General features: G+C 67.7%; 22 protein-coding genes. 15 read left to right on the top strand and 7 right to left on the bottom strand.

Translation table 11 applies throughout. The annotated features are described in order from the left end of the window. Nucleotides 1–58 precede the first annotated feature (58 nt). A complete protein-coding gene (locus C8N44_RS13475; protein ID WP_107977302.1) occupies nt 59–667 on the top strand; it encodes a superoxide dismutase in 609 nt (202 codons plus the stop codon). 111 nt (nt 668–778) lie between these two features. Here C8N44_RS13475 and C8N44_RS13470 read toward each other — a convergent pair whose 3' ends face one another. Continuing rightward, complete coding sequence (locus C8N44_RS13470) at nt 779–1,207, bottom strand: universal stress protein (RefSeq protein WP_244641083.1); 429 nt, start codon at nt 1,205–1,207, stop codon at nt 779–781. Nucleotides 1,208–1,389: 182 nt separating this feature from the next. Then, nucleotides 1,390–3,171: an SLC13 family permease gene (locus C8N44_RS13465; protein WP_107977301.1), complete on the bottom strand. Its 1,782-nt coding sequence runs from the start codon at nt 3,169–3,171 to the stop codon at nt 1,390–1,392. Between the two features lie 204 nt (nt 3,172–3,375). On the opposite strand from C8N44_RS13465, the gene C8N44_RS13460 reads away from it, so the two are divergent. From C8N44_RS13460 to rarD, 3 genes are all read left to right on the top strand, one after another. Next, on the top strand, nt 3,376–3,606 hold the full coding sequence (locus C8N44_RS13460) for a hypothetical protein (RefSeq protein ID WP_107977317.1): 231 nt from the start codon (nt 3,376–3,378) through the stop codon (nt 3,604–3,606). Then, entirely contained in the window at nt 3,606–4,061 is a 456-nt protein-coding gene (locus C8N44_RS13455) for a host attachment family protein (protein ID WP_107977300.1), read from the top strand. Before C8N44_RS13460 ends, C8N44_RS13455 begins: the two co-directional genes overlap by 1 nt. A gap of 87 nt (nt 4,062–4,148) precedes the next feature. After that, on the top strand, nt 4,149–5,069 hold the full coding sequence (rarD, locus tag C8N44_RS13450) for an EamA family transporter RarD (RefSeq protein ID WP_170121087.1): 921 nt from the start codon (nt 4,149–4,151) through the stop codon (nt 5,067–5,069). Here the strand turns inward: rarD and C8N44_RS13445 are convergent. Continuing rightward, nucleotides 5,012–5,560: an LOG family protein gene (locus C8N44_RS13445; protein WP_107977299.1), complete on the bottom strand. Its 549-nt coding sequence runs from the start codon at nt 5,558–5,560 to the stop codon at nt 5,012–5,014. The genes rarD and C8N44_RS13445 overlap by 58 nt on opposite strands. Before the next feature lie 140 nt (nt 5,561–5,700). Between C8N44_RS13445 and C8N44_RS13440 the strand changes: the two genes are divergently transcribed. The 6 genes from C8N44_RS13440 to C8N44_RS13415 all read left to right on the top strand — a co-directional run bounded on the left by C8N44_RS13440 (nt 5,701) and on the right by C8N44_RS13415 (nt 14,624). Then, nucleotides 5,701–7,278 carry a LysM peptidoglycan-binding domain-containing protein gene (locus C8N44_RS13440; protein ID WP_107977298.1) on the top strand — a complete coding sequence of 526 codons (1,578 nt, stop codon included), beginning with the start codon at nt 5,701–5,703 and terminating at the stop codon, nt 7,276–7,278. Between the two features lie 216 nt (nt 7,279–7,494). After that, nucleotides 7,495–8,760: an MFS transporter gene (locus C8N44_RS13435; RefSeq protein ID WP_244641084.1), complete on the top strand. Its 1,266-nt coding sequence runs from the start codon at nt 7,495–7,497 to the stop codon at nt 8,758–8,760. 134 nt (nt 8,761–8,894) lie between these two features. Continuing rightward, nucleotides 8,895–10,703, top strand: a complete 1,809-nt coding sequence (locus C8N44_RS13430; RefSeq protein WP_107977296.1) for an ABCB family ABC transporter ATP-binding protein/permease — start codon at nt 8,895–8,897, stop codon at nt 10,701–10,703. Between the two features lie 117 nt (nt 10,704–10,820). Beyond that, entirely contained in the window at nt 10,821–12,968 is a 2,148-nt protein-coding gene (locus C8N44_RS13425) for a malate synthase G (RefSeq protein WP_107977295.1), read from the top strand. Between the two features lie 337 nt (nt 12,969–13,305). Beyond that, nucleotides 13,306–13,731, top strand: coding sequence for a GlcG/HbpS family heme-binding protein (locus C8N44_RS13420; RefSeq protein WP_107977294.1), 426 nt, complete (start codon nt 13,306–13,308; stop codon nt 13,729–13,731). 116 nt (nt 13,732–13,847) lie between these two features. After that, complete coding sequence (locus C8N44_RS13415) at nt 13,848–14,624, top strand: gamma-glutamyl-gamma-aminobutyrate hydrolase family protein (protein WP_107977293.1); 777 nt, start codon at nt 13,848–13,850, stop codon at nt 14,622–14,624. A 3-nt stretch (nt 14,625–14,627) separates the two neighbouring features. Here C8N44_RS13415 and C8N44_RS13410 read toward each other — a convergent pair whose 3' ends face one another. From C8N44_RS13410 to kynU, 3 genes are all read right to left on the bottom strand, one after another. Further along, on the bottom strand, nt 14,628–16,865 hold the full coding sequence (locus C8N44_RS13410; RefSeq protein WP_107977292.1) for a xanthine dehydrogenase family protein molybdopterin-binding subunit: 2,238 nt from the start codon (nt 16,863–16,865) through the stop codon (nt 14,628–14,630). A gap of 3 nt (nt 16,866–16,868) precedes the next feature. Then, nucleotides 16,869–17,330 carry a (2Fe-2S)-binding protein gene (locus tag C8N44_RS13405; RefSeq protein WP_107977291.1) on the bottom strand — a complete coding sequence of 154 codons (462 nt, stop codon included), beginning with the start codon at nt 17,328–17,330 and terminating at the stop codon, nt 16,869–16,871. Nucleotides 17,331–17,430: 100 nt separating this feature from the next. After that, nucleotides 17,431–18,621, bottom strand: a complete 1,191-nt coding sequence (kynU, locus tag C8N44_RS13400; protein ID WP_107977290.1) for a kynureninase — start codon at nt 18,619–18,621, stop codon at nt 17,431–17,433. A 136-nt stretch (nt 18,622–18,757) separates the two neighbouring features. On the opposite strand from kynU, the gene C8N44_RS13395 reads away from it, so the two are divergent. The 5 genes from C8N44_RS13395 (at nt 18,758) to murD (ending at nt 24,859) form a co-directional block, all read left to right on the top strand. Beyond that, a complete protein-coding gene (locus C8N44_RS13395; RefSeq protein WP_107977289.1) occupies nt 18,758–19,210 on the top strand; it encodes a methyltransferase family protein in 453 nt (150 codons plus the stop codon). A 117-nt stretch (nt 19,211–19,327) separates the two neighbouring features. Beyond that, entirely contained in the window at nt 19,328–20,902 is a 1,575-nt protein-coding gene (locus tag C8N44_RS13390; RefSeq protein WP_107977288.1) for a Re/Si-specific NAD(P)(+) transhydrogenase subunit alpha, read from the top strand. Between the two features lie 15 nt (nt 20,903–20,917). After that, nucleotides 20,918–22,351: an NAD(P)(+) transhydrogenase (Re/Si-specific) subunit beta gene (locus C8N44_RS13385; protein WP_107977287.1), complete on the top strand. Its 1,434-nt coding sequence runs from the start codon at nt 20,918–20,920 to the stop codon at nt 22,349–22,351. A gap of 380 nt (nt 22,352–22,731) precedes the next feature. Further along, nucleotides 22,732–23,331, top strand: a complete 600-nt coding sequence (locus C8N44_RS13380; protein ID WP_107977286.1) for a biotin transporter BioY — start codon at nt 22,732–22,734, stop codon at nt 23,329–23,331. 124 nt (nt 23,332–23,455) lie between these two features. Further along, nucleotides 23,456–24,859: a UDP-N-acetylmuramoyl-L-alanine--D-glutamate ligase gene (murD, locus tag C8N44_RS13375; protein WP_107977285.1), complete on the top strand. Its 1,404-nt coding sequence runs from the start codon at nt 23,456–23,458 to the stop codon at nt 24,857–24,859. On the opposite strand, the gene C8N44_RS13370 is transcribed toward murD, so the two are convergent. Beyond that, nucleotides 24,856–26,043, bottom strand: coding sequence for a BaiN/RdsA family NAD(P)/FAD-dependent oxidoreductase (locus C8N44_RS13370; protein WP_245412993.1), 1,188 nt, complete (start codon nt 26,041–26,043; stop codon nt 24,856–24,858). The two genes, murD and C8N44_RS13370, sit on opposite strands and share 4 nt — an antisense overlap. Nucleotides 26,044–26,116 lie beyond the last annotated feature (73 nt).

Raw genomic sequence — 26,116 nt, 5'->3', positions numbered from 1 at the left:
CGGACCTGCCTACAGGTATGTCATATCTTTAACGCCGCGACCAACGAGGGGTGTAACAATGGCTTTCGAACTTCCCGATCTTCCCTACGCACACGACGCGCTGGCCTCCAAGGGCATGAGCCAGGAGACGCTGGAATATCACCACGACATCCACCACAAGGCCTATGTCGACAACGGCAACAAGGCCATCTCGGGCACCGAGTGGGAAGGCAAGTCGGTCGAGGACATCATCAAGGGCACTTACGACCCCAAGGCGATTGCCCAGTCCGGCATCTTTAACAACGCCTCGCAGCACTGGAACCACACCCAGTTCTGGGAAATGATGGGCCCCGGCACCAACGACATGCCCTCCGAGCTTGAGAGCCGTCTGACCGACGCCTTCGGCTCCGTCGACAAGTTCAAGGAAGATTTCGCCGCAGCCGGTGGCGGTCAGTTCGGCTCCGGCTGGGCTTGGCTCGTCGTCGACACCGACGGCACGCTCAAGGTTACCAAGACCGAGAACGGCGTGAACCCTGTCTGCTTCAACCAGACCGCGCTTCTGGGCTGCGACGTGTGGGAACACTCCTACTACATCGACTTCCGCAACAAGCGCCCGGCCTACCTCCAGAACTTCCTGGACAACCTGGTGAACTGGGAAAACGTCGCCGAGCGCCTGTCCAAGGCGTAAGGCCTCCCGCTTCGGCGGACCCCGGCACGAAAAAGCGGCGCGTCCCTTGCGGGGCGCGCCGTTTCTTTTGGCGGGGCAGGGCGATGGCGTCGCCCTGCCGTGACCGTATCTCTAGCGGACGATCAGCACCGAGGTATTGGCGTGTTCTGCGATGTGGCCACCGTGCGAGGCCCAGATGTAGTCGACCACGTTGGGTATGTGGCTCTGCATGACGACCAGGTCAGCACCGGTGTCATCCACGGCCTTCAGCAGCAGCCGGTTGACGTTCGCAGTCGGGTCGGTGGTCGGGATCGCATGGGCCGAGGTTTCGACCCCATGCGCCTTGCCTTCCTCCGCGGCCAGCGCTTCGAGCTTCGAGGTGTACTGCTCGACCGAGTTTGCCACCGAAGAGGGCACGGTCGAGGTCACGCCGACATAGGTGATCGAGGCGCCATGGGTCTTGGCAAGGTCGCCCGCGACCTTGAAGGTTTTGCCGAGGTTGTCGCGGTGCGTGAGATCCACCGGCACCATGATGCGCTTGAACAGTGTTTCCTGAGACATGACTTCTCCCCCTTTGCGTCAGTGAAACTCCCACCCTTCCGGGCGGTGCCCCTGGCGGGGCGGCGCCGTGCGGCGGGTCACCCCACCGCCGGGCAGCGCCACTCCACCACAGGTGGCCCGGCCGAGTAAATGATCCGGATCAACCCCGAGGAGAAACCGTCGGGTTCCGCCAAGGGCCCGTTCTAGAGGGGAAAAAAGAAGCTGATCGCCAGAACCGCCGTCACCCCGACGATGATGTTCATGGGGATGCCCATGCGCAGGAAATCGGCAAAGCGATAGTTGCCCGCCCCGTAGACCAGCGTGTTGGTCTGGTAGCCGATGGGCGTCGCAAAGCTCGCGCTGGCCGAGAACATCACCGCCACCACGAAGGGCCGCGGATCCACTTCGAGCTGCGTGGCAAGCTGGATCACGATGGGCGTGAAGATCACCGCCACCGCGTTGTTGGTCACGGTCTCGGTCAGCAGCGATCCCACAAAGTAGACCGCGACCAGGCACAGGAAGGGCGAGAGCATTTCAAGCCAGGGCAGAAGCACCTCGGCGATCAGCTCCACCGCGCCGGTATGCTCAAGGCCCGCGCCGATGATCAGCATCGAGAAGATCAGCACCAGGATCGAGGCGTCGATGCTCTCCCAGGCCTCGTCGTTGTCGATGCAGCGCAGCACCAGGATCAGCGCCACGCCCAGCAGCGCGAGGATGCCGATGGGCATCACCTCCAGCGCGGCCAGCACCACGATCCCCACCAGCGTCAGCACCGCCACAGGCGCCTGCCTGCGCCGGAAGGCCCGCCCGCCGGGTTCCGTGACCGACACCACGTCGCCCGAGCGCCGCAGCTCCTCGAAGCCCTCGGCGGTGCCTTCCAGCAGAAGCTTGTCGGCGGGACGCAGGCGCACGCTCGACAGGTCCGCGCCGGCGATGTGCTGCGGCCTGTGGGCGCCCAGCACGCGCATTCCCGCACGCCGGCCAAGCGCAAGGTCGGCGATCCGGATGCCCGAGCTGCGCCGCGACGGGGTGATGATGGCCTCGGCCACGCGCACCTGCGCGCTCTGGTCGATATCGATCGCCCGACGCAGGCCGACCCGCACGCCCTCCTGCTCGGCGAAAGTCAGCAACTCCGACGTCGGCGCCACCACGATCAGCGTGTCGCCCCGCTGGATCACCTCCTCGTCCAGCCCCTTGCGCGTGATCTTGCTGCCGCGCCGCAGGCCCGTCACCCGTACACCCGACCGCTGGAAATCCGCGATCTGCGACAGCCTCTGCCCGATCTGCGGATAGCCCTGAAGCACCGTGATCTCGGTCAGGTAATCCGTCTCCCGATCATCGCTCATCCCCGCCGACGACCGGTCGGGCAGCAGAAAGCGCGCCATCACAGTCATCGACACGCCGCCCACCAGCGCAACTGCGATGCCCACCGGCGCGATCTCGAAGATCGAGAAAGGCTCCAGCCCGCTGTCCCGCGCCACGCCGTCAACAAGGATGTTGGTCGAGGTGCCGATCAGCGTGCAGGTCCCGCCCAGGATCGCCGCATAGGACAGCGGGATCAGCAGCCGCGTCGGCGCAAGGTTCAGGCTGCCGGCCAGCCGGATCACCACCGGGATCAGCACCAGCACCACCGGCGTGTTGTTCATGAAGGCCGAGGCCGCGATCGTGGCAAAGACGAAGACCACAACGGCCAACACAGGCCGCGTGCGGGCCCGGCCGATCACGATCTCGGCCAGAGTGTCCAGCACGCCGGTCCGCACCAGCGCCCCCGAGACCACGAACATCGCGGCGATGGTGATCGGGGCCGAACTGGAAAAGACCCCCATGACCTCGTCCGTGGGCACCAGCCCCAGCACGATGAAAAGGGCAGCGCCGCCAGCCGCCGTGACGTCCGGCGGGAATTTCTCGACCATGAAGGCAGCGAAGAGAACGACAAGCAGAACCAGCGCCACGACCGGCGCATCGAGTCCCAAAAGCGAAAGCATGATGGAGTGATCCCGGAATTAGACGTGAAACCTAGGGGATCATTCGCGGCAAAAGGCAAGGGGGGTCGCAGCCCGAAGGCCCTGGCGTGCAAGGGACCGCCGGGCCGCGTCTTTACGTCGGGCCCGGCAGGGAACAGTGGCCTTCCCTGCGCGTTCTTTGTGCAGATCAACAAGAAGATCAACACGAACACGAAGGAGGCCCCCATGGCCGAGCGTCAGAAGTCGAAAGACGGCCACCGCGAAACCGAGGACATCCTCGGAACCAAGCCCGAAAACCTCGAGCCTAAGCCCGACGAGGCCGGCCGCGCCGGCGGCGAGTTGCCGCGCAAGGTCGGCACCCGCGACGAGGAGAAGCGCTACGACGAAACCGATGCGGGGCGCACCCGTCCGCTCGCGGGCGATACCGACGATTCCGGCGACAAGGAGAAGGTGTGATGGCAGAACTGGTGAATGGCGCGTGGGTCCTGATTGCCGACGGCGAAAAGGCCCTGTTCCTGCGCAATGACGTGGATGGCGAAAACCCGGACCTGAACGTGGTGCGCATCGAGGAGCAGGAGAACCCCTCCGACTTCGACCAGTCCGCCAACAAGCCGGGCCGCAAGCAGGACACCGGTATCGGCCAGGTCTCCGCCATGGAGGACACCGACTGGCACCAGCTTGCCAAGGAACGCTTTGCCGATGAACTGGCAGACATCCTCTACAAGCAGGCGCACAAGAACAAGTTCGAGAAGATCGTGATCGCGGCGCCGCCGAAGATCCTCGGCGAGCTACGCGACAAGATGCACAAGGAAGTGTCCTCGCGAGTACTGGCCGAGATCGACAAGGATCTGACCAACCACCCGATCGACAAGATCGAGCAGCGCATCAAGGAAGACATCGCCTCCGCGTGATCGTCAGGCCCGTGCGCAACAGCGGCCGGCTTGCCGCTCCGACCCCGCCCCGATAAGGAGGCGGGGTTTTTCGGTAGGGAGTGTGATATGGATCAGGGCAGAAGCGGCGTACTTCTTATGGTGGCGGCCTGCATGATCTGGGGACTCTCACCGCTCTACTACAAGCTGCTGACCCACGTTCCACCCTTCGAACTCCTCTCCCACCGGATGGTGTGGTCGATGGTCTTCTACACCGGCCTGATGGCGCTGCAGGGCCGCCTTCCCGAAGTCCGTGCGGCACTGGGAACGCCGCGCTCGGCGGCCATTCTCGGCTGTGCCGCGCTGGCGATCTCGGCAAACTGGTTCCTGTTCATCTTTTCGGTGCAAATCGGCCTCGTGCGGGAAACGTCGCTCGGATACTACATCTTTCCGCTCGTTGCCGTGCTGATCGGTGTGGTGGCCTACGGCGAAAGGCTGGGGGCGCTGCAGTGGGCGGCGGTGGCCCTCGCCACGCTGGCCGTGATCGTGCTGACCTGGGGTCTCGGTACCGCCCCCTGGGTCTCTCTCATGATCGCCACGACCTTCGGGCTCTATGGCTACGTGAAAAAGGGCCTGAAGGTCGGCGCCAAGATCTCGGTCACCGCCGAGGTCATCCTGCTGTCGCCGATTGCCATCGGCTGGCTGGCCTACCTGCACCTCGTCGCGCCAGGGCGTGGCATCTTTGGCGACGATTTCGCCACCTCGGCGCTTCTGGTCTTCTCGGGGCCGATCACGGCGCTGCCGCTGATCCTCTTCTCGGCCGCGGCCCAACGCGTGAACCTCGCCACCGTCGGCCTGCTCCAGTATCTCAACCCGACGCTGCAGTTCTTCTGCGCGGTGGTCATTTTCGGCGAACCGCTGACCCAGTGGCACGTCATCGCCTTCGGGCTGATCTGGATCGGCCTCGCGCTCTACTCGGCGCAGTCCTTCTCTCAGGAAAGGGCGCGTCGCAGGATGTCGGTGACCTCGGCCGCCGAACCGCCGGTCTGAACCATGTCGAGCAGCGACTGCTCGGCAAAGCCCTGTTCCACGACATGCATCAGCAGCGCCCGCAGCGGCGCCCAGTAGCCACCCGCGTCCAGCAGGACGATGGGCTTGTCGTGCAGACCGAGCTGGCGCCAGGTGAGCACCTCGAAGAACTCGTCCAGCGATCCGGGCCCGCCGGGCATCACCACGATGGCGTCGGCATTCATCACCATGACCTTCTTGCGCTCGTGCATGGTCTCGGTGACCACGAACCGGGTCAGGTCGCGCTTGCCCACCTCGCGGTCGAGCAGGTGCTGCGGTATCACGCCGAAGGTATCGGCACCCGCCGCCTGCGCTGCCCGCGCGATCCGGCCCATCAGCCCCACGTCGCCCGCACCGTAGACCAGCCGCCAGCCCTCCTCGGCGATCATCGCGCCAAGGCTCTCGGCCTGCTCGACAAAGACGGGGTCTGCCCCGTCGCGCGATCCGCAATAGACACAAATGGAACGCTGCATACGGGATACGCCTCCTGAAGACTTGTAAAACTGATTTTGACCGGTGATAGCGCGGTTGCTATAGGGGCATGATCAGGTGTCAAGGGCTTTCTCCGCGTCGGCGGAAAGCCGGGCATCGCGAGGGGGAACAGGTAGACATCATGGGCAAGGCTGCGGTCCAGGCAGGTTTCGGAGCGGCGGTCCTCGCCAGCGCGACCGTGCTGGCCGTGAATTCCGGCTGGATCGACCTCTCTCCGGGCAGCACACCGCAGGAGGCCGGGGAACAGCAGGCCAGCGCCACGGCGGCTGCGCCGCAGCCAGACACCGCGTCCGAGGCGCAACCCGTCGAGAGCGCCGCCGCCGTCGTCTCCGGCACCACCGACCGCGGCCCCGCGCGCCCCGATCCCGACAGCCGCGCCCTTGCCCCCCTCCAGCCGGGCACCGGGGCCAGCGTCTCGGAAACCAGCCGGTCCCCAGCTGAAACCGCCCAGGATAATTTCCTGCCGCGCTTCGATCTCGTCCGCGCCGATCCCGACGGCACCACGGTCGTCGCCGGCTCCGCCGTGCCGGGCAGCGAGGTCACGCTGCTCGTCGACGGGACCGAGACGGAAACCGCGACAGCCGGCAGCGACGGCACCTTCGTCCTCTTCACGGACCTGACGCCCGAGGGGCTTGCCCGCGTGCTCACCCTCGCCACCGGCGAGGGCGCGGACCGCAGCACGTCGCGGGACGAGATCATCATCGCCCCCGCCGCGCCCCGGGTGGCCTCGGCCCCCCAGGCCGGCAGCGCGCCGCAGGCGCCGGGCACCACCGGCAGCGCCACCCTGACAGGCGCGGCCTCGGGCCTTGCAGATCCCGCCGCGGCGCCCTCCGACCCGACCCTGGCCGAAGGGGCCACCCCGGCGCCGCGCGTCTCGCAGCCGGGCGACCGCCCCGCAGCCGCGGAGGGCGAGCAACTGGCCCTCGCTGGCGCCCCACAGCGTGACGGGGCGCCCGGCCCCGCAACGGCCGCCGCGCCCGCCGGTCCGCAGGCCGCCGGCACCGCGCCCACTCCGGCAGAGGGGCTGCCTCCCACGCCCGACACCAGCGCCACCCCACGCGAAGGCAGCGCCCCCGGGGCAGGGACTCCGGCCGAGATCGCGCTGGCCAGCGATGCCCAGCCAGGTGCGCAACCGCCGCAGGGCACCACCGCGCCCGACCGGACTGGAGAGCCCACGGTTCTCGTGTCCGGCCCCGCCGGGGTCGAGGTGCTGCCATCCTCACCCTTGGGCCCTTCCGAGATCGCGCTCGACGCGGTGGGCTACGACGCCGAGGGCGAGGTGTTCCTCACCGGACGTGGCCTGCGGTCGGCCTTCCTGCGCATCTATCTCGACAACACGCCCGTCACGACCTCCCGCATCCGCGAGGACGGCGGCTGGCGGGTCGAACTGCCGCAGGTCGGCGCCGGCACCTACACGCTCCGCGTGGACCAGCTGGACGAAAGCGGCGCGGTCACCGCCCGCGTCGAAAGCCCCTTCCAGCGCGAGGCGCGCGAGATCCTCGCCACGGCCACGCAGGGCCGGCAGGGGCCGGTCACCGCCGTCACCGTGCAGCCGGGCGACACGCTCTGGGCGATCTCCCGCGACCGCTACGGCGAGGGCATCGAATACGTCCGCGTCTACCAGGCCAACACCGACCAGATCCGCGACCCCGACCTCATCTACCCCGGCCAGGTCTTCTCCCTCCCCGAGGGCGAATAGGTCGCAGGACCCCACCTCGCCGCCCGCGCAACGCTTCCCCTCTCCGCTCGGCGAGAGGGGCAGGGTGAGGGGGCAGCGACATTCGCCAAAGACCCAACGGCCAGATACCTCGGCCGCGCGTCGCAAAGCCGGGGGCAAATGCCGCAGGCGCGCGCGCAAATCCGACGCGCATGCGCAAAGGCTGGCCCGGGACCCCATCCGGTGAAAGCGCGCATCATGATCCATGTTCTGACCGGCGTCTGGGCGCTGCTGCTCGGCATCGTTCTCATCATGCTGGGCAACGGCATGCATTTCACCCTGATCGGCCTGCGCGGCGGGATCGAGGGCTTCTCCTCGGCCGAGCTCGCCGTGGTCACCTCGGGCTACTTCATCGGCTTCCTCTCGGGCGCCCGCGTCTCGCCGCTGCTGATCCGGCGCGTCGGGCACGTCCGTGTCTTCGCCGCCCTCGGCAGCTTCATGTCGGCGGGGCTCATCGCCTTCCCGCTGGTGGCCGAACCCTGGGCCTGGACACTGCTGCGCGTGCTCGTGGGTTTTTGCATGTCGGGCGTCTACGTCACCGCCGAAAGCTGGCTGAATCACTCCGCCACGAACGAGACCCGCGGTAAGATCCTCTCGGCCTACATGATCGCGCAGACGCTGGGGATCATCGGCGCGCAGGGCCTGCTCACGCTGGGCGACGCGGCGACCTCGGTACTCTTCATCGGTGCCTCGATCCTCGTCTCGGTGTCCTTCGCGCCGATCCTTCTGTCGATCACGCCCGTGCCCACGGTCGAGGTCGCCCGGCCCATGGCGCTTGCCGCGCTCTTCCGCGGCTCGCCGCTCGGCACCGTGGGGATCTTCCTGCTCGGCAGCGTCTACGCCACGCAATCGGGCATGGGGGCGGTCTTCGGAACGCAGATCGGCCTCACCGCCAGCCAGATCGCGCTTTTCGTCGCCATGCTCTTCGCCGGTGCGCTGGTGCTGCAATACCCGATCGGCTGGCTTTCGGACCAGATGGACCGTCGCCGGCTGATCTTCGGATCGGCGGCGCTCGGGGCAGGGGCCTGCGTCGTGGGATGGATGACAGGGGGCAGCCTCTGGGCCCTCATGGCCGCGGCCTTTGTCGCGGGCGGCGTCACGACGCCGCTCTACGCGCTGCTGCTGGCCTTCACCAACGACGCGCTCTCGGCCGAGGACATGCCCGCGGCCTCCGGCGGGCTCGTCTTCACCTTCGGGCTGGGCGCGATCGCGGGACCGCTCGCCACCGGCTGGGCGATGGAGGGGCTCGGGCCCTACGGCTTCTGGGTCTTCCTCGGGGGCACGTTCGCGGCAATCGCGCTCTATGCCCTCTACCGGATGACGCAGCGGGCCGCACCCCCGGTCGACGAGACCGAAAGCTACCTCAACGTCCTGCCCTCGAGTTCCGCCGTCGCGGTCGAGGCGGCGGGGGCCTGGGCCGCCGATAATGCCGAGGCCGAACGCGAGGAAGAGGCGAAGGCCTGACCCGGAAAAGGGTGCCGAAGACCACCCTTCGGAGCGGTCTCGCGAGACACGCCGCCGACCTCCGTGCAGTCCGGTACTGGCCAAGGGCCGCGTCTGCGCCTATCTGGCGGGGATGCATTTGATGACCTGTGCCCATGCCGCCCGACTTCGCTGATCCCTCCGCCGAGCAGGAACGCCGCTCGGGCCTCCGGACGATCCGAAAGGTCGGCCCCTATCTCTGGCCCGAAGGCCAGACCTGGGTAAAGCGTCGCGTGGTGATCGCGCTTGCGTTCCTCGGCCTTGCCAAGCTCATCGCCGCGCTGACGCCTCTGCTCTACAAGTACGCCGTCGACACCCTCTCGGGGGAGGCATCGGACCTCCTGCTAGGGGCCGTGGGCCTCACCGTGGCCTATGGCCTGTCGCGGCTCATGTCGGGGGGCTTTCAGCAGCTGCGCGACGCCGTCTTCGCCCGCGTCGGCCAGCGGGCGTTGCGCACCATCGCGCTCGAAACCTTCACCCACATCCACCGCCTCTCGCTGCGCTACCACCTGACCCGCAAGACCGGCGGGCTCAGCCGCATCATCGAGCGCGGCGTGAAGGGGGTCGAATTCCTCCTGCGCTTCCTGCTCTTTTCCATCGGCCCGCTGATCCTCGAACTGACGATCATCGGCGTGATCCTCGCGCTAGCCTTCGACATCTGGTACCTCGTCGTCGTCGCGGGCACCGTCGGCATCTACGTCGCCTATACCTTCAAGGTCACGGAATGGCGGGTGAAGCTGCGGCGCGAGATGAACCGCCAGGACACCGACGCCAACCAGAAGGCCATCGACAGCCTCCTCAACTTCGAGACGGTCAAGTATTTCGGCGCCGAACGGCGCGAGGCCCTCCGCTACGATGGCGCCATGAAGGGCTACGAGGCCGCCGCGGTACGCACCGCCACCTCGCTCGCGCTGCTGAACTTCGGCCAGCAGCTCATCATCACCACCGGGTTGGTGATCGTCATGACCATGGCCGCCATGGGCGTGCAGTCGGGTGCCATGACCGTCGGCGATTTCGTCATGGTCAACGCCTACATGATCCAGATCACCATGCCGCTGAACTTCCTCGGCACCGTCTACCGCGAGATCCGGCAGGCGCTCGTCGACATGGGCGAGATGTTCGACCTGCTCGAACAGCCGCTCGACGTCTCCGACAAGCCCGGCGCCACCGCCCTTCGGGTCACCCGCGGCGAAGTCTCCCTCGACGAAATACGCTTCGGCTACGACCCCGACCGCCAGATCCTCAAGGGCGTCTCGCTTGCTGTCGGCGCGGGCGAGACGCTGGCCCTCGTCGGTCCCACCGGCTCGGGCAAAAGCACCATCGGCCGGCTGCTCTTTCGCTTCTACGACGTCTCCGGCGGCGCGATCCGCATCGACGGACAGGACATCCGCGACGTGACCCAGGACAGCCTGCACGCCGCCATCGGCGTCGTCCCGCAGGACACGGTGCTCTTCAACGACACCATCCGCTACAACATCGCCTACGGTCGCGAGGGCGCCACCCAGCACGACATCGAAGAAGCCGCCCGCGCCGCGCAGATCCACGATTTCATCGCGGGGCTGCCACAAGGCTACGACACGCAGGTGGGCGAGCGGGGCCTCAAGCTCTCGGGCGGGGAAAAGCAGCGCGTCGGCATCGCCCGCACGCTGCTCAAGGACCCGCCGATTCTGCTGCTCGACGAGGCCACCAGCGCGCTCGACAGCGAAACCGAGGCCGAGATCCAGGAAGCCCTCCGCCGCGCAGGGCAGGGGCGCACGGTCATCACCATCGCGCACCGGCTCTCGACCATCGCCGACGCCGACCGCATCGTCGTCCTGCAGGACGGCGAGGTGGTCGAGGAAGGCACCCACGACGGGTTGCTCGGCCGCGGCGGCCGCTACGCCGCGCTATGGACCCGCCAGCAGGCCGAGGCCGTGGCCGCCTGAGGCGGGCAGGGTGACGGGCTTGGCCTGAATTGGTAAAGTAATATGACCACACTTGTTTCCGATCGGAAACTTGCCTAGACCTGTGCCCAACCGATAAACTTGTCCGGAGTCGTCCATATGAGCACCCGCGTTACCCGAAGCGACCTTTCCGTCGACCCGATCCTGGCCGACTTCATCGAGGACAAGGCCCTTCCGGGCACGAACATCAGTGCCGAGACCTTCTGGCAGGCGCTCTCCACGCTCGCCCACGACTTCGGCCCCCGCAATGCCGAACTGCTGGCGACGCGCGACCGCATGCAGTCCGAACTCGACGCCTGGCACAAGGCGCACCCCGGCAAGATCACCGACATGGAGGCCTACAAGGGCTTCCTCTCCGAACTGGGCTACCTCGTCCCCGAGGGCGAGGATTTCCAGATCGAGACGATGAACACCGACCCCGAGTTCGCCACCACCCCGGGGCCGCAGCTCGTGGTGCCGATCACCAACGCGCGCTACGCGCTCAACGCCGCCAATGCCCGCTGGGGCAGCCTTTACGACGCCTTCTACGGGACCGATGCGCTCGGTGCGCCGGCGCCCTCGGGCGGTTTCGACACCGCGCGCGGGCAGGAGGTGGTCAAGGCCGCCAAGGCCTTCCTCGACGCCACCTTCCCGGTCTCGGGCGGCAGCTTCGGACAGGCCACGCGCTTCGTCGTCGATGGCGATACCCTCAAGGTCGACGGCCATCCGCTTGAAAAGCCCGAGCAGTTCGTCGGCTATCGCGGCGACCGCACCGACCCCGAGGCCGTGGTGCTGACCAACAACGGCCTGCACGTCGAGCTGGTCATCGACCGCGAACACTTCATCGGCAAGGACGACCCGGCGGGTCTCGCCGACGTGCTGATGGAAGCGGCCGTCTCAGCCATCATGGACTGCGAGGACTCCGTCGCCTGCGTCGATGGCGAGGACAAGACGCTCGCCTACACCAACTGGCTCGGCCTCATGAAGGGCGACCTGCAGGAGCGCTTCGAGAAGGGCGGCAAGACCGTCACCCGCGCGCTCAACCCCGACCGGGTCTGCACCGCGCCGGATGGGGGCGAGGTCACGCTCAAGGGCCGCTCGCTCATGCTGGTGCGCAACGTCGGCCACCTGATGACCAACCCGGCGATCCTGCTCAAGGACGGCTCCGAGATCTACGAGGGCCTCATGGACGCGATGGTCACGACCCTCTGCGCCATCCACGACCTGAAGAAGACCCAAGGCCCGCGCAACTCGACCGAGGGCTCGGTCTATGTGGTGAAGCCCAAGATGCACGGCCCCGCCGAAGTGGCCTTCGCGGACGAGATCTTCTCCTTCGTGGAAGAGGCACTCGGCCTGCCGAAGTACACCGTGAAGCTCGGCATCATGGACGAGGAACGCCGCACCTCGGCCAACCTCAAGGAGTGCATCCGCGCCGCGAAGCACCGCGTGGCCTTCATCAACACCGGCTTCCTCGACCGCACCGGCGACGAGATGCACACTGCCATGGAAGCCGGTCCCATGGTCCGCAAGGGCACCATGAAGGGCACCGCCTGGATTTCCGCCTACGAGGATCGCAACGTCGACATCGGCCTCGCCTGCGGGCTGCGCGGCAAGGCCCAGATCGGCAAGGGCATGTGGGCCATGCCCGATCTCATGGCCGACATGCTCAAGGCCAAGATTGGCCACCCCAAGGCGGGCGCCAACTGCGCCTGGGTTCCGTCGCCCACCGCCGCCACCCTGCACGCGCTGCACTACCACGAGGTCGACGTGCTCGAACGCCAGGCCGAGATCGCCGCGGGCGGTCCGCGCGCCTCACTCGAGGACCTTCTGACCGTGCCGGTGGCCGAGGGCACCAACTGGCCCGAGGACGAGATCCGCGAGGAGATCGAGAACAACGCGCAAGGCATCCTCGGCTACGTGGTGCGCTGGGTCGACCAGGGCGTGGGCTGCTCCAAGGTGCCCGACATCCACGACGTGGGCCTCATGGAAGACCGCGCCACCTGCCGCATTTCCTCGCAGCATCTCGCCAACTGGCTGCACCACGGCGTGGTCTCGGAGGACGAGGTCATGGCCACGATGAAGCGCATGGCCGAGGTGGTGGACCGCCAGAACGAAGGCGATCCCTCCTACCGTCCCATGGCGCCGGGCTTCGACACGGTGGCCTTCAAGGGGGCCTGCGACCTTGTCTTCAAGGGCCGCGAACAACCCGCCGGCTACACCGAGCCGGTGCTTCACGCCCGTCGCCTGGAACTCAAGGCGCAGGGTTGAGGTCTTGCGCCCCGCCTTTGGCGGGGCGCCTGGGGGCGCGCGCTGCGCGCGCGCCTCTGGGGCTTTGCCCCGCGGCCCTGCGGGCCGCCCCCCAAGGTATTTGGGGCGAGAAGAAACGCAGGGTCCGCGCTGACCTCCTGGCGCATGGCGCGCGCTGGCACCCGGGTTTGAGCGTGGTGCGGCGCCGCGGACCCTGCCGCCCGACGCGGGACATCCTGAAATTTTGGTTAACGCAACCGGCTAAGCCATTGATCCGAAAGACCCCGGAAAGCGTCCCGGCCCGGGACACCCCGAACGCCCGATTGATCGCCACACCAAACAAGGAGCTGACAGCCCCATGACCCTGACCCTCGAAACCGCCCGCACCATCATCGCCGAGACCCGCGCCAAGGGCCGCTCGCTCGAGCTGAAGCCCCTCTCGGTGGTCGTCCTGGACGCCGGCGGCAACATCCTCGCCTTCGAGCGCGAGGATGGCGCGAGCCCCGGCCGCTTCCAGATCGCCCACGGCAAGGCCTACGGCGCGGTCATGCTCGGCATGCCCGGCTCCGCCCAGATGGCCCGGGCCGAGTCGCAGGCCTATTTCATGGGCGCGGCCAACGGCGCCTTCGGCGGCCAGCTGATCCCGGTCCCCGGTGGCGTGCTGGTGCAGGACGGGCAGGGGGTCACGATCGGCGCCGTCGGCGTGACCGGTGACACCTCCGACCACGACGCGGCGGCTGCCGAGGCCGGCATCGCGGCGGCCGGCTTGACCGCTCTGGCCTGATTTCTGCCCTCGAATCGGGCGCCTGTGGCCCCGCGCAGGTACACTGCGCGCCCGTCCACCTTTTTCCGCGCAGCGTTCTGTCCTAGATTGGGTCTCGAAGAACAGGAGCAGACCCCATGACCCGCCCCGTCGTCGGTATCATCGGCAACCATCACCTCATCAACGAGGAGTATTCCGCCCACGCGGGCGGCGCGATGAACTCTGAGGCGGTGTCGCAGGTCTCCGATTGCCTGCCGCTGCTGGTGCCCGCCGATCCGCGGCTGGTCTCGGTGGATGAACTGCTCGAATCCTGCGACGGCTTCCTGCTGACCGGCGGCCGGCCCAACGTGCACCCCGAGGAATACGGCGAGACCTGGACCGAGGCGCACGGCGCCCACGACCGCGCCCGCGACGCCATCGCCCTGCCGCTGGTGCGCGCCTGCGTCGAACGCGGCCAGCCGGTCTTCGGCATCTGCCGCGGCTTCCAGGAGGTCAACGTCGCCATGGGCGGCACGCTCTACCCGGAAATCCGCGACCTGCCGGGCAGCATGAACCACCGCATGCCCCCGGACGGAACGCTGGAAGAGAAGTTCGCCCTGCGCCACAAGGTGTCCCTCACCGAGGGCGGGGTCTTCCACCGCCTCTTCGGGGCGCCCGAAGTCATGACCAACACGCTGCACGGACAGGGCATCAAGGACGCAGGCAAGCGCATCGTCATCGACGGCCGCGCCCCCGACGGCACGCCCGAGGCGATCTACGTCGAAGGTGCGCCTGGCTTCACGCTTTCGGTGCAGTGGCACCCGGAATGGGACGCGGCGAGCGACCCGGTCTCGCGCCCGCTGTTCGAGGCCTTCGGTGCCGCCTGCCGCACCTGGGCCCGCGACAAGGCAGCGCCCGTTCGACAGAGCGCCTGAGCCTCAGGTCACGAAATCGACCCTGTGGCGCAGCGGCAGGGTGCGCAGCCGCTCGCCCGTGAGGTCGAAGAGCGCGTTGGCCAGCGCCGGTGCCGCAGGCGGCACAGCGACCTCGCCGATCCCGCCGATCCGAGCCTGCCGTTCCAGTAGGCGCACCGAGACCTCCGGCATCGCGGTGATCCGCAGCGGTTCGTAATCGGGAAAATTCCTTTGCTGCACGATCCCGCGGGCAAAGGTGATCTCCTCGCCGATGGCCGCCGACAGGCCGAAAGCCAGACCCCCGGTCAGCTGCGCCTCGATGTTGCGCGGATCGAGCGCCACGCCAGGATCCGCCGCCACCCAGGCCCGGGTCAGCGCCACGCGGCCCTCGCGGTCGGCCACCTCGAGCACCACCGCCACCGGTGTGCCGTAGGAATAGCAGAGAGCCACGCCGCGCCCGGTGCCCTCGGGCCGCGCGCCGTCCCAGTCCGACATCTCGCGCACCGCCTCCAGCACGCCGTATGCCGGCTCCCATTCCTCGCGCGTGAGCCTCATGCGGAAGTCCAGCGGATCGGCCCCCGCGGCATTCGCCATCTCGTCGATGAAGCTCTCGTGGAAGAAGCCGTTGTGACTGTGCCCGACCGAGCGCCAGTAGCCGAGCGGCGGCTGGATATCGGCGGCGTAGCCGCGCACCCGGTAGTTCGGGATGCGGTAGGGCTGATCGGCGAGCCCCTCGACGATGATGCCGTCGGGCCTCGAGGGCGCCGTGCCCATCCAGCGCCGCATGACCTGCCGCGTGACCGAAGGCGCGCTCACCTGCGCGTCGAACATCACGGCCTTTCCCCCGGCGATCCCGCCGCGGAGCCGCGCGATGGCCCCGGGTCGGTAGAAGTCATGCGTCATGTCCTCCTCGCGCGACCAGGTCACCTGCACTGGCGTGCCCGGCACCGCGCGCGCGATGCGCGTCGCGATCACGGCAAAGTCCAGCTCTCCGCGTCGTCCGAACGCGCCGCCCATGTAGGTGGTCGTGAACTGCACCCGGTCGTCGGACACGCCCGCTGCCTCGGCGCAGGCGCGCGCGGCGAACAACGGTGCCTGCGACCCGGCCCAGATCTTCAGACCCTCCGCGTCGATCAGGGCGGCTGCCGTCATCGGCTCCATCGGCGCATGGGCGACGAAGGGCACGCGGTACTCGGCACTGACCTCGAGATAGCCGTTCACCGTGTCGGTCTGCCCGTCGTCGCGCAGGGTCGAATCCACTTCGCCGTCAAAGGCCTCGGCCATGGCCTCGAACATCGCCTCCGTGGTCGAGGGATACCCCGAGGCGCCCTGCCAGCGGATCTCGACCGCGTCGGCCGCCCGCTGCGCCAGCCAGGTGTTCGTGGCGATCACGGCAATCCCGTCGCCGAGGTCGACGATCTTCTCGACCCCCGGCATGCGCTCGGCGGCGCGGCTGTCGAAATCGTGCATGCCACCCCGGTGCGGCGCCCGGCGCACGGCGGCGAAGCGCATGCCCTCCAGCCGCACGTCGATGGCGAACTCCGCCGTCCCGGTGCACTTGGCGACCATGTCGATGCGCGGCAGGCTGGTGCCGAGATATTTCCACTCCGACCGGGGCCGCAGGACGATCTCGGGCGTCTCGATACCGCCAGCCGCCGCCGCCAGCGCCGCATAGGGCAGGGCGCGCCCGTCCGCAGCGATGACCTGGCCGTTTTCGGTGGTCAGCTGTGGCACCGCGATCCCCAGCCGCCTCGCGGCGACCTGCTTCAGCGCCTCGCGCGTGGCCGCCCCCGTGATCCGCAGACGCTCGTAGCCGTCCTTCATCGAGGTCGAGCCGCCGGTGACCTGCAGATCGAAGAAGCGCCCCGCCTTGCCGACAAGCTCGCCGAAATTATGCGCCAGCGCCGATGTGTCGTAGCCGCTGCCCGCCACGGCCTCCTTGCCGAGCACCGTGTTGTAATAGGCGGTGGCGGGCGGTCCGTGGATCACCCTCACGTCCTCCCAGGCAACATCCAGCTCCTCGGCCAGAAGCGCGGCCCAGGTCGTCTGCACGCCCTGTCCCATCTCGGCCCGGGGCGCGACCAGCGTCACGCCGTCTTCGCCGATGACCACGAAGGCATTCATCGCCGTCTCGCCCGCGCCGGGCCGCAACGGGTTGGCCAGCGGGCGCGAGACATACCAGGCGCCGAAGGCGGCCCCGCCCGCCACCGCGACGGCCCCGAACAGAAAGGTGCGGCGGGCGATCTTGCCGATGCTGGCCATTGCTCAGCCCTCCTGCGTCTGCGCCGCGGCGCGGATCGCGGCCCGGATGCGCGGGTAGGTGCCGCAGCGGCAGAGATTGCCCGCCATGGCATCGTCGATTTCCGCATCGGTGGGGGACGGCACCTGCGCCAGCAGCGCCGCAGCCTGCATGATCTGTCCGGACTGGCAGTAGCCGCATTGCGCCACCTGGTGGTCGATCCAGGCCTGCTGCAGCCGGTGCAGCGCCTCGGGCGTCCCGAGGCCTTCGATGGTGGTGACCTCGTCCCAGACATCGGCAAGCGCCACCTGGCAGGACCGCACCGCTTCGCCGCCGATCTGCACGGTGCAGGCCCCGCAGGCGGCCACGCCGCAGCCGTACTTCGTGCCGGTCAGGTTCAGCGCGTCGCGCAGCACCCACAGAAGCGGCACCTCCGCCGGAAGATCGACCTGATGAGAGGTGCCGTTGACGGTCAGAGTGTGGGCCATGCGGGTCTCCCTTCGCGCGCCAGCTCAGGCGAATGATGCCGTGGCGCGGAGGCAGGTCAAGCGTGGCCTTGGCGGCGGCGGGATTTCCGCCGCGCGCAGGTCAGGTGACGGCCTTTCGGGTGCGGTACGGCTCCCTGTCCCAAAGGGCGTCGCGCAGGATCCGGGCCAGCACCTCGACCGCGGCATCAATCTCGGCCTCGCCAAGGTAAAGCGGCGTGATCCCGAAACGCAGGATGTCCGGCGCGCGAAAATCGCCCACGACACCCTCGGCAATCAGCGCCTGCATGATGGCATAGCCCTCCGGGTGCCGGAACGAGACCTGGCTGCCCCGCTCGGCGTGATCACGCGGGGTGGCGAGGTCGAGACCGGGGCAGCTTGCCTCGACCTTCGCGATGAAGCGGTCCTCCAGCTCCAGTGAGCGGGCGCGCAAATCGTCGAGATCGACACCGTCCCAGACGTCCAGCGCGGCGTCGAGCGCGGCCATCTGCAGGACAGGGGGCGTGCCGACCCGCATCCGCTCGATGCCCTTGCCGGGCCGGTAGCCCTGTTCGAAGGCAAAAGGCGCGTCGTGACCCAGCCAGCCCGCCAGCGCCGGTTCGGCCACCTGCGCATGTTCGGGCGCCACGTAGATGAAGGCCGGCCCGCCGGGACCGGCGTTGAGGTACTTGTAGGTGCAGCCGACGGCGAAATCCGCGCCGCCCTTGGTTACGCCGATCGGGAAGGCTCCAGCGGAATGCGCAAGATCCCAAATACTTAGCGCGCCAACTTCATGTGCTTTCGCGGTCAGCCGCGCCATGTCGTGCCGCCGTCCGGTGCGATAGTCCACCTCGGTGATCAGGGTCACGGCAACCTCCTCGGTGATCGCCCCCTCGACCGCCTCCGGCGCCACCAGCCGCAGCTCGTAGTCGCACCCCAGCAGCTTCACCAGTCCCTCGGCCATGTAAAGATCGCTGGGGAAGTTACCGGAATCGCTCAGGATAATCCGTCTGTCCGGCCGCAGCCGCAGCGCCGCCGCCAGCGCCTGAAAGACCTTGATAGAGAGCGTATCGCCGATCACCGTATGGCCGGGCTCGGCCCCGATCAGCCGTCCGACGCGATCCCCCAGCCGCCGCGGCATCTCCATCCAGCCGGCTTCGTTCCAGCCGCCGATAAGCTGCGTGGCCCACTCTCGCTGCGCGGCCTCCATCCGGCCCGGCACCGCCCTGGGCAGCGGGCCCAGCGAATTGCCATCGAGATAGACCACCCCCTCGGGCAGGTCGAACTGGCTGCGGGTCCAGGTGAAATCGGTCAAGGCGGTCCTCCGGCGTCAATGCTGCAGAAAAGGTCAAACCCCCTCGTGCGCGCCCGGTCAAGCGCTGCGACCGCCGGCCCCCTTGGCATCCGCCCTGCCGCGCCCGAAGGTCGGCGCGAAAGCAAAGGGGAACAAGATGATCAAATGGGTCGACATGCCGCCGGTCTGGCTGCTGGGGGCGCTCGCGCTCGCGCGCCTGCAGGTGCGCTTCCTTCCCGCAGGCCTGAGCTTCGGCCCGGTCTGGGCGGATCTTCTGGGCGGCCTGCTCGTCGGCGGGGGCATTGTCCTGGCGGCGCTGGCCATCACCGAAATGCGCCGCCACCGCACCACGGTCATTCCGCACGAGGCGCCCGAGCGCATGGTCACCACCGGCATCTTCACACGCACGCGCAACCCCATCTACCTCGGAGACGCCATGATTCTGGCCGGTCTCATCCTCTACTGGGATGCCGTGCTTGCCCTTCCGCTGGTGCCTCTATTCGTATGGGTGCTAGAACGACGTTTCATCGTCCCGGAAGAGAACGTCATGCGACGCAAGTTCCGGGCAGATTTCGCGCGATATGCGCAACAAACGCGAAGGTGGCTTTGAGATACGCCAATCTGAGGTTGTGTCTCCGGGCCGGACTTGTGAGGAACAGGTCAGACTTCTAGACATTTCCAGAAGCCCCCGCGCCTTGGGGGCATCCTTGTGAAAGGGGGGACGCACGTGAAGATAGGCACGCCGAAAGAGATCCTGCCCGGGGAGGCGCGGGTCGCCATGACCCCGGACTCCGCGCGGCAGCTTCAAAAGCTGGGCTACGACTGCGCAATCGAGACCAACGCCGGCAAGGCCGCGGGCTTCGCCGACAGCGCCTACGAGGAAGCCGGGGTCGAGATCGTCGAGAGCGCAGACGCGCTCTGGGCCGGGTCCGACATCATCGCCAAGGTCCGGCCGCCCACGGAGGACGAGCTCGGCTATCTTGACGAGACCAAGACGCTGATCTCGCACTTCTATCCCGGCTCCAATGAAGAGTTGATGAAGCTCGCCGCCTCCAAGGGCGCCAGCGTCATAGCCATGGACATGATCCCGCGGATCAGCCGCGCCCAGAAGATGGACGCGCTCAGCTCGATGGCCAACATCGCCGGCTACCGCGCGGTGATCGAGGCGGGCAACAACTTCGGCCGCTTCTTCACCGGCCAGGTGACCGCCGCGGGCAAGGTGCCCCCGGCCAAGGTGCTCGTCGTCGGCGCCGGTGTCGCGGGCCTCGCCGCCATCGGCACCTCCACCAGTCTCGGCGCCATCACCTATGCCTTCGACGTGCGCCCCGAAGTGGCCGAACAGGTCGAAAGCATGGGCGCCGAGTTCGTCTACCTCGACTTCGAGGAAGAGCAGACCGACGGCTCTGAATCGGGCGGCTACGCCAAGCCCTCCTCCCCGGAATTCCGCGAAGCCCAGCTCGCCAAGTTCCGCGAACTCGCGCCGGAAATGGACATCGTCATCACCACGGCGCTGATCCCCAACCGCGAGGCGCCCGAGCTCTGGACCGAGGACATGGTCAAGGCGATGAAGCGCGGCAGCGTCATCGTCGACCTCGCGGCCGAACGCGGCGGCAACTGCAAGATGACGGTGAAGGACGACAAGATCGTCACCGATAACGGCGTGACCATCATCGGCTACACCGACTTCCCCTCGCGCATGGCCACCCAGGCCTCGAGCCTCTACGCCACCAACATCCGTCACCTGATGACCGACCTGACGCCCGAGAAGGACGGCAAGGTCGACCACAACATGGAAGACGACGTCATTCGCGGCGCCACCATCGCGCACGAGAAGGAAGTGACCTTCCCGCCGCCGCCGCCCAAGACCAAGGCCATCGCGGCGCAAAAGCCCAAGCCCAAGGAAAAGGAGCTGACGCCGGAAGAGAAGCGCGCGCAGGAAGTGGCCGCCTTCAAGCAGCAGACCAAGCAGCAGGTCACGCTTCTCGCCGTGGGCGCCGTTCTCCTGCTGGCCGTGGGCCTCGTGGCACCGGCCTCCTTCATGCAGCACTTCATCGTCTTCGTGCTCTCGGTCTTCGTCGGCTTCCAGGTCATCTGGAACGTCAGCCACTCGCTGCACACGCCGCTCATGGCCGTCACGAACGCGATCTCGTCGATCATCATCCTCGGCGCGCTCATGCAGATCGGCTCGGGCAGCTTCCTCGTGGTGCTGCTGGCGGCGCTCTCGGTCTTCATGACCGGGATCAACATCTTCGGCGGCTTCCTCGTCACGCGGCGCATGCTCGCCATGTTCCAGAAGTCGTAAGGGGGGACAGAAACCATGGAATTCGGATTCACCACGGCGGCCTATGTGGTCGCGGCTGTCCTCTTCATCCTGTCGCTCGGCGGGCTTTCGGGACAGGAAAGCGCCAAACGTGCCGTCTGGTACGGCATTGTCGGCATGGGCCTCGCGGTCCTCGCCACGCTCATCGGGCCGGGCTCGGGCCTCTGGCTGCTCTCGGTCGTGCTGATCGCGGCGGGCGGCGGCATCGGCGTCTACGTCGCCAAGAAGGTCGAGATGACCGAGATGCCGCAGCTCGTGGCGGCCATGCACTCGCTGGTCGGCCTCGCGGCGGTCTTCGTCGGCTACAACGCCCACTTCACCATGGGCGCCGTGGCCGAGGCGCAGGCCGCGGGTGCGGACGTGGTCGGCACCTTCGCCGAACTCGTCGCGCACAAGTCGCAGGTCGAGCTCAACATCCTGAAGGTCGAGCTCTTCCTCGGCATCTTCATCGGGGCCGTCACCTTCACCGGCTCGGTCGTGGCCTACGGCAAGCTCGCCGGCAAGGTCTCCTCGGCCGCCACGAAGCTGCCGGGCGGGCACATGCTCAACATCGCCGCGGCGGTGATCTCGGTGCTGTGCCTGTTCTGGTACTTCGGCTCGGGCGGCTTCTTCCCGCTCTTCCTGATGACGCTCTGCGCGCTCTTCATCGGCTACCACCTCATCATGGGCATCGGCGGCGCCGACATGCCGGTCGTGGTCTCCATGCTGAACAGCTACTCGGGCTGGGCGGCGGCGGCCATCGGCTTCTCGCTCTCCAATGACCTGCTCATCGTGGTGGGCGCACTGGTGGGCTCCTCGGGCGCCATCCTGTCCTACATCATGTGCAAGGCCATGAACCGCTCGTTCATCTCGGTGATCCTCGGCGGCTTCGGTGGCTCGGCGGGCCCGGCGCAGGAGGTCGAAGGCGAGATGGTCTCGACCGACGCCGACTCCGTCGCCGGCGCACTGGACGAGGCCGACAGCGTGGTCATCGTCCCGGGCTACGGCATGGCCGTGGCGCAGGCGCAGACCAACGTGGCCGAGCTCACGCGCAAGCTGCGCGCCAAGGGCAAGGAGGTGCGCTTCGCCATCCACCCCGTGGCGGGCCGTCTGCCCGGGCACATGAACGTGCTGCTGGCCGAGGCCAAGGTGCCCTACGACATCGTGCTCGAGATGGAAGAGATCAACGACGACTTCCCCGACACCGACGTGGTCATCGTGATCGGCTCGAACGACATCGTGAACCCCGCCGCCCAGGACGATCCCAACAGCCCCATCGCCGGCATGCCGGTGCTCGAGGTCTGGAAGGCCAAGACCGTCTTCGTCTGCAAACGCGGCGCGGGCACCGGCTACTCGGGCATCGAGAACCCGCTGTTCTTCAAGGACAACACGCGGATGTACTACGGCGATGCCAAGCAGAGCATCGGCGACCTGCTGACGCGCATCGACTGATCGCGCCAAAGCACGGATCGAAACACCGGGCCGGCCCTTCGTGGGGCCGGCCTTTTTGCTTGCCGCCCCCGGGTCGCATCGCTGCCCACAGCCGAACGCACCCCTCCGCCGCTTCTTCTTGGTCCAAATTTCCCGGGGGAGACGCGGCTCTGCCGCGGCGGGGGCAGCGCCCCCGATCTTGTCCCGGCCCGGGACATTCCTGACGAATGGTTAATTCGTCTAACTAACCCATTGAAATTCCATGGGCGCAAAGATGTCCCGGCACGGGACACCCCGAATGTCCCGCGCCGCACCACCCCGTTCCGTCCGCTCTCTCTTGCGCGTTTCGCCGCCATGCGGCACAACCGAGGCAACAGAGATTTGACAGGAGGGGACGGCCCATGAGCCTCGCGATCCAAAGAAACGTGCTCGCCGACAGCTTCGGCGCAACCGAAGGCGCCGGCCTGCGCGCCAAGCAGGCCCTTCTGGTCGTGCTCGGTATCGGCTTCATGGCTGCCGCCGCGCAGGTCCGCGTGCCCATGTGGCCGGTGCCGGTCACCATGCAGACCTTCGCCGTGCTGGCCCTCGGCGCCGCCTACGGCGCCCGTCTCGGCCTCGTGACCCTGCTGGGCTACCTCGCCCTCGGCGCCGCCGGCGTGCAGGTCTTCACCGGCGACAGCGCGGGCCTCGCCTACATGGCCGGCCCCACCGGCGGCTACCTCGTGGGCTTCGCCGCCGCCGCCGCCCTCATGGGCTTCCTCGCCCGCCGCGGCTGGGACCGCAGCGTGACCCGCATGGTCGCCGCCCTACTGATGGCCAACGCCGTCATCTACGCTTTCGGCCTTCCCTGGATGGCCTGGCTCTTCCTCGCCGACAAGGGCGCGGCCTGGGTCATGCAGTGGGGCATGGTGAACTTCCTGCTCGGCGACGCGCTGAAGCTGGCGCTGGCCGCCATGCTTCTGCCCGCCGCATGGCGCTTGGTGGAGCGCGCCCGCGGCTGAACTGCAGGCAGGCAGACAATCCGGGGGCGCGGCCTGTGGGGGCCGCGCCCTTTTCATTGCGCGGGGCTTGCAGGCGGATCACCAGCCGCCATGATCCCGCGCGAGGCAGCAAGGGGAAGCAGGCATGATTCCGGTCAAGGGTTTCGAAGGCGCGACGGTCGCCGTTCTGGGTCTGGGGCGCTCGGGCCTCTCGGCGGCGCGCGCCTTGCGCGAAGGCGGCGCCGAGGTGCTGGTCTGGGATGACAACCCCACCGCCCGCGAGCGCGCCGAGGACGAGGGCTTCACCGCCCGCCAGCTCACGCGTCCCGAGGCCTTCGAGGACGTCGCCAGCCTCATCGTCAGCCCGGGCATCCCGCACCTCTATCCAAAACCCAACCCCGCCGTGGCCGCCGCGCTGGAAGCGGGCGTGCCCGTCGACAACGACATCGGCCTCTTCTTCCGCTCGCTCGGGGGCGAGGGCTGGGACGACCTCGACAGCCCGCCCAAGGTCATCGCCGTCACAGGGTCCAACGGCAAATCGACCACCTCGGCGCTGATCCACCACATCCTGACCGAGGCCGGCCGAGACAGCCAGCTTGCCGGCAACATCGGCCGCGGCGTGCTCGACATAGACCCGCCGGGCGATGGCGGCGCAGTGGTGCTGGAGCTCAGCTCCTACCAGACCGATCTGGCCCGGGCCCTGACACCCGACATCGCCGTCTTCACCAATCTCTCGCCCGACCACCTCGGCCGCCATGGGGGCCTGGGGGGCTACTACGCCGCCAAGCGCCGGCTCTTCGCCGAGGGCGGACCGGACCGCGCCATTATCGGCGTCGACGAATACGAGGGCATGTCGCTGGCCGGTCAGCTGGCCGAGGGCAGGGCGGATGACCGCGTGATCCGTATCGCGGTTGGCCGCAAGCTCTCCGGGCCCGGCTGGTACGTCTTCGCCCGCAAGGGATTTCTCGCCGAGTGGCGCAAGGGTCGCCAGATGTCGGCCATCGACCTGCGAGAAGTGCGCGGCTTGCCAGGCGCCCACAACCATCAGAATGCCTGCGCCGCTTACGCGGTTGCCCGCACCCTCGGCATTGGTCCGCGCGAGATCGAGCGCGCCCTGCATACCTTCGAAGGGCTGCCTCATCGCAGCCAGATCGTGGGTGAGAAGGGCGGCGTGACCTTCGTGAACGACAGCAAGGCCACCAACGTCGATGCGGCGCTGAAGGCGCTGATGGCCTTCCCGAAGATCCGCTGGATCTGCGGGGGACTGCAGAAGGAGGGCGGCCTCGAGGGTCTCGCCGAGGGGCTCGATCACGTCTCCAAGGCCTATGTCATCGGGCGCGAGGCCGAAGGTTTCGCGCTGCAGCTCAAGGGGATCGAGGCGGAGGCTTGCACCACGATGGAACAGGCCGTCGCCCGCGCCGCATCGGAGGCCGAGCCGGGCGAAGTTGTGCTGCTCGCCCCCGCGGCTGCAAGTTTCGACCAGTACGACAGCTTCGAGAAACGGGGAGAGGATTTTGTCGCGCGGGTCCAGGCGGCGCTCGGGCGCTAGCTACCCGCGATCGCCCGGCCCGCGGCCACACCCGACGACCACGCCCACTGAAAGTTGTAGCCGCCCAGCCACCCGGTCACATCGACCGCTTCGCCGATTACGTAGAGGCCGGGAAGGTTCTTCGACATCATCGTGCGCGAGTCGAGCCCGTCGGTGTCGACGCCGCCGAGGGTCACTTCGGCGGTGCGGTAGCCCTCGGTGCCCCCCGGTTTCAGCTGCCAGCGTTGCAGCGCGTCGGCCAACGACGCGATCCGCGCGTCCGAAAGGTCGGCGAGGTTGCCGCCGAGATCCATGGCTCGAGACAGGAAGTCCACAAGCCGACCCGGGAGATGCGCGCCAAGTTCGGTCTTGAGTGAGCGCCTGCCGCGATCCTGCCGCGCTGCGCGCAGAATGCCTGCGAAGTCCATGCCGGGGAAAAGATTTACCGAAATCTCCTCCCCCTCGCGCCAGTAGCTCGAAAGCTGCAACGCTGCGGGCCCCGAAAGACCCCGGTGGGTGAAAAGCAGCGCCTCTTCGAACGAAGCGCGCGCGTTCCGCGCCAGCACGTTCGTGGAGATCCCCGAGATATCGGCAAAGCGCTTCTCGAAGGTGAAGGGGACCAATCCCGGCCGGATCTCGGTCACGGCGTGCCCAAACTGTCGCGCGATGTCGTAGGCCAGACCCGTCGCACCCATCTTGGGAACGGACTTTCCGCCGGTCGCAAGGATCAGGTTTTCCGACGTCAATTCAATGTTTTCCCCGTTGAACGTGAGGTTCAACACGAAGCACCCGTCCACGTGTCTTACGCCGGTCAGGCCGGTTTCGAGCCAGAGTTTGGCACCGGCCGTGTTCATCTCTGTCTGAAGCATCTCGATGATCTGCGTGGCCTTGCCGTCGCAGAAAAGCTGGCCGAGCGTCTTTTCATGCCAGGCAATCCCATGGCGCTGCACCAGATCGAGGAAATCCCACTGCGTGTACCGGGCCAGAGCTGACTTGTGAAAATGCGGGTTTGAACCGAGAAACCGTTCCGGTTCAACGCGGTAGTTGGTAAAGTTGCAGCGCCCCCCGCCCGAGATACGGATCTTCTCGCCGGGACGCTTTGCGTGGTCGATGACAATGACATCGGGCCCGGCATGCGCCGCAGCCATCATGCCCGCTGCCCCGGCGCCGAGGATCAGCGTCCGGCAGTGCATTTGCTTCTCCATGGTCGTGGCTCCTCGGTGGTCGGCGTCGAGGCAAGGTGATGCCGGGAAGAGAGGGCCTCTTCAAGCCGCTCGG

Source organism: Allosediminivita pacifica (genome assembly GCF_003054175.1).
In the GTDB taxonomy this organism is placed as follows: Bacteria; Pseudomonadota; Alphaproteobacteria; order Rhodobacterales; family Rhodobacteraceae; genus Allosediminivita; species Allosediminivita pacifica.
Note: the sequence above shows the minus strand (reverse complement) of the source record. Positions and strands in the feature narration are given on the sequence as shown.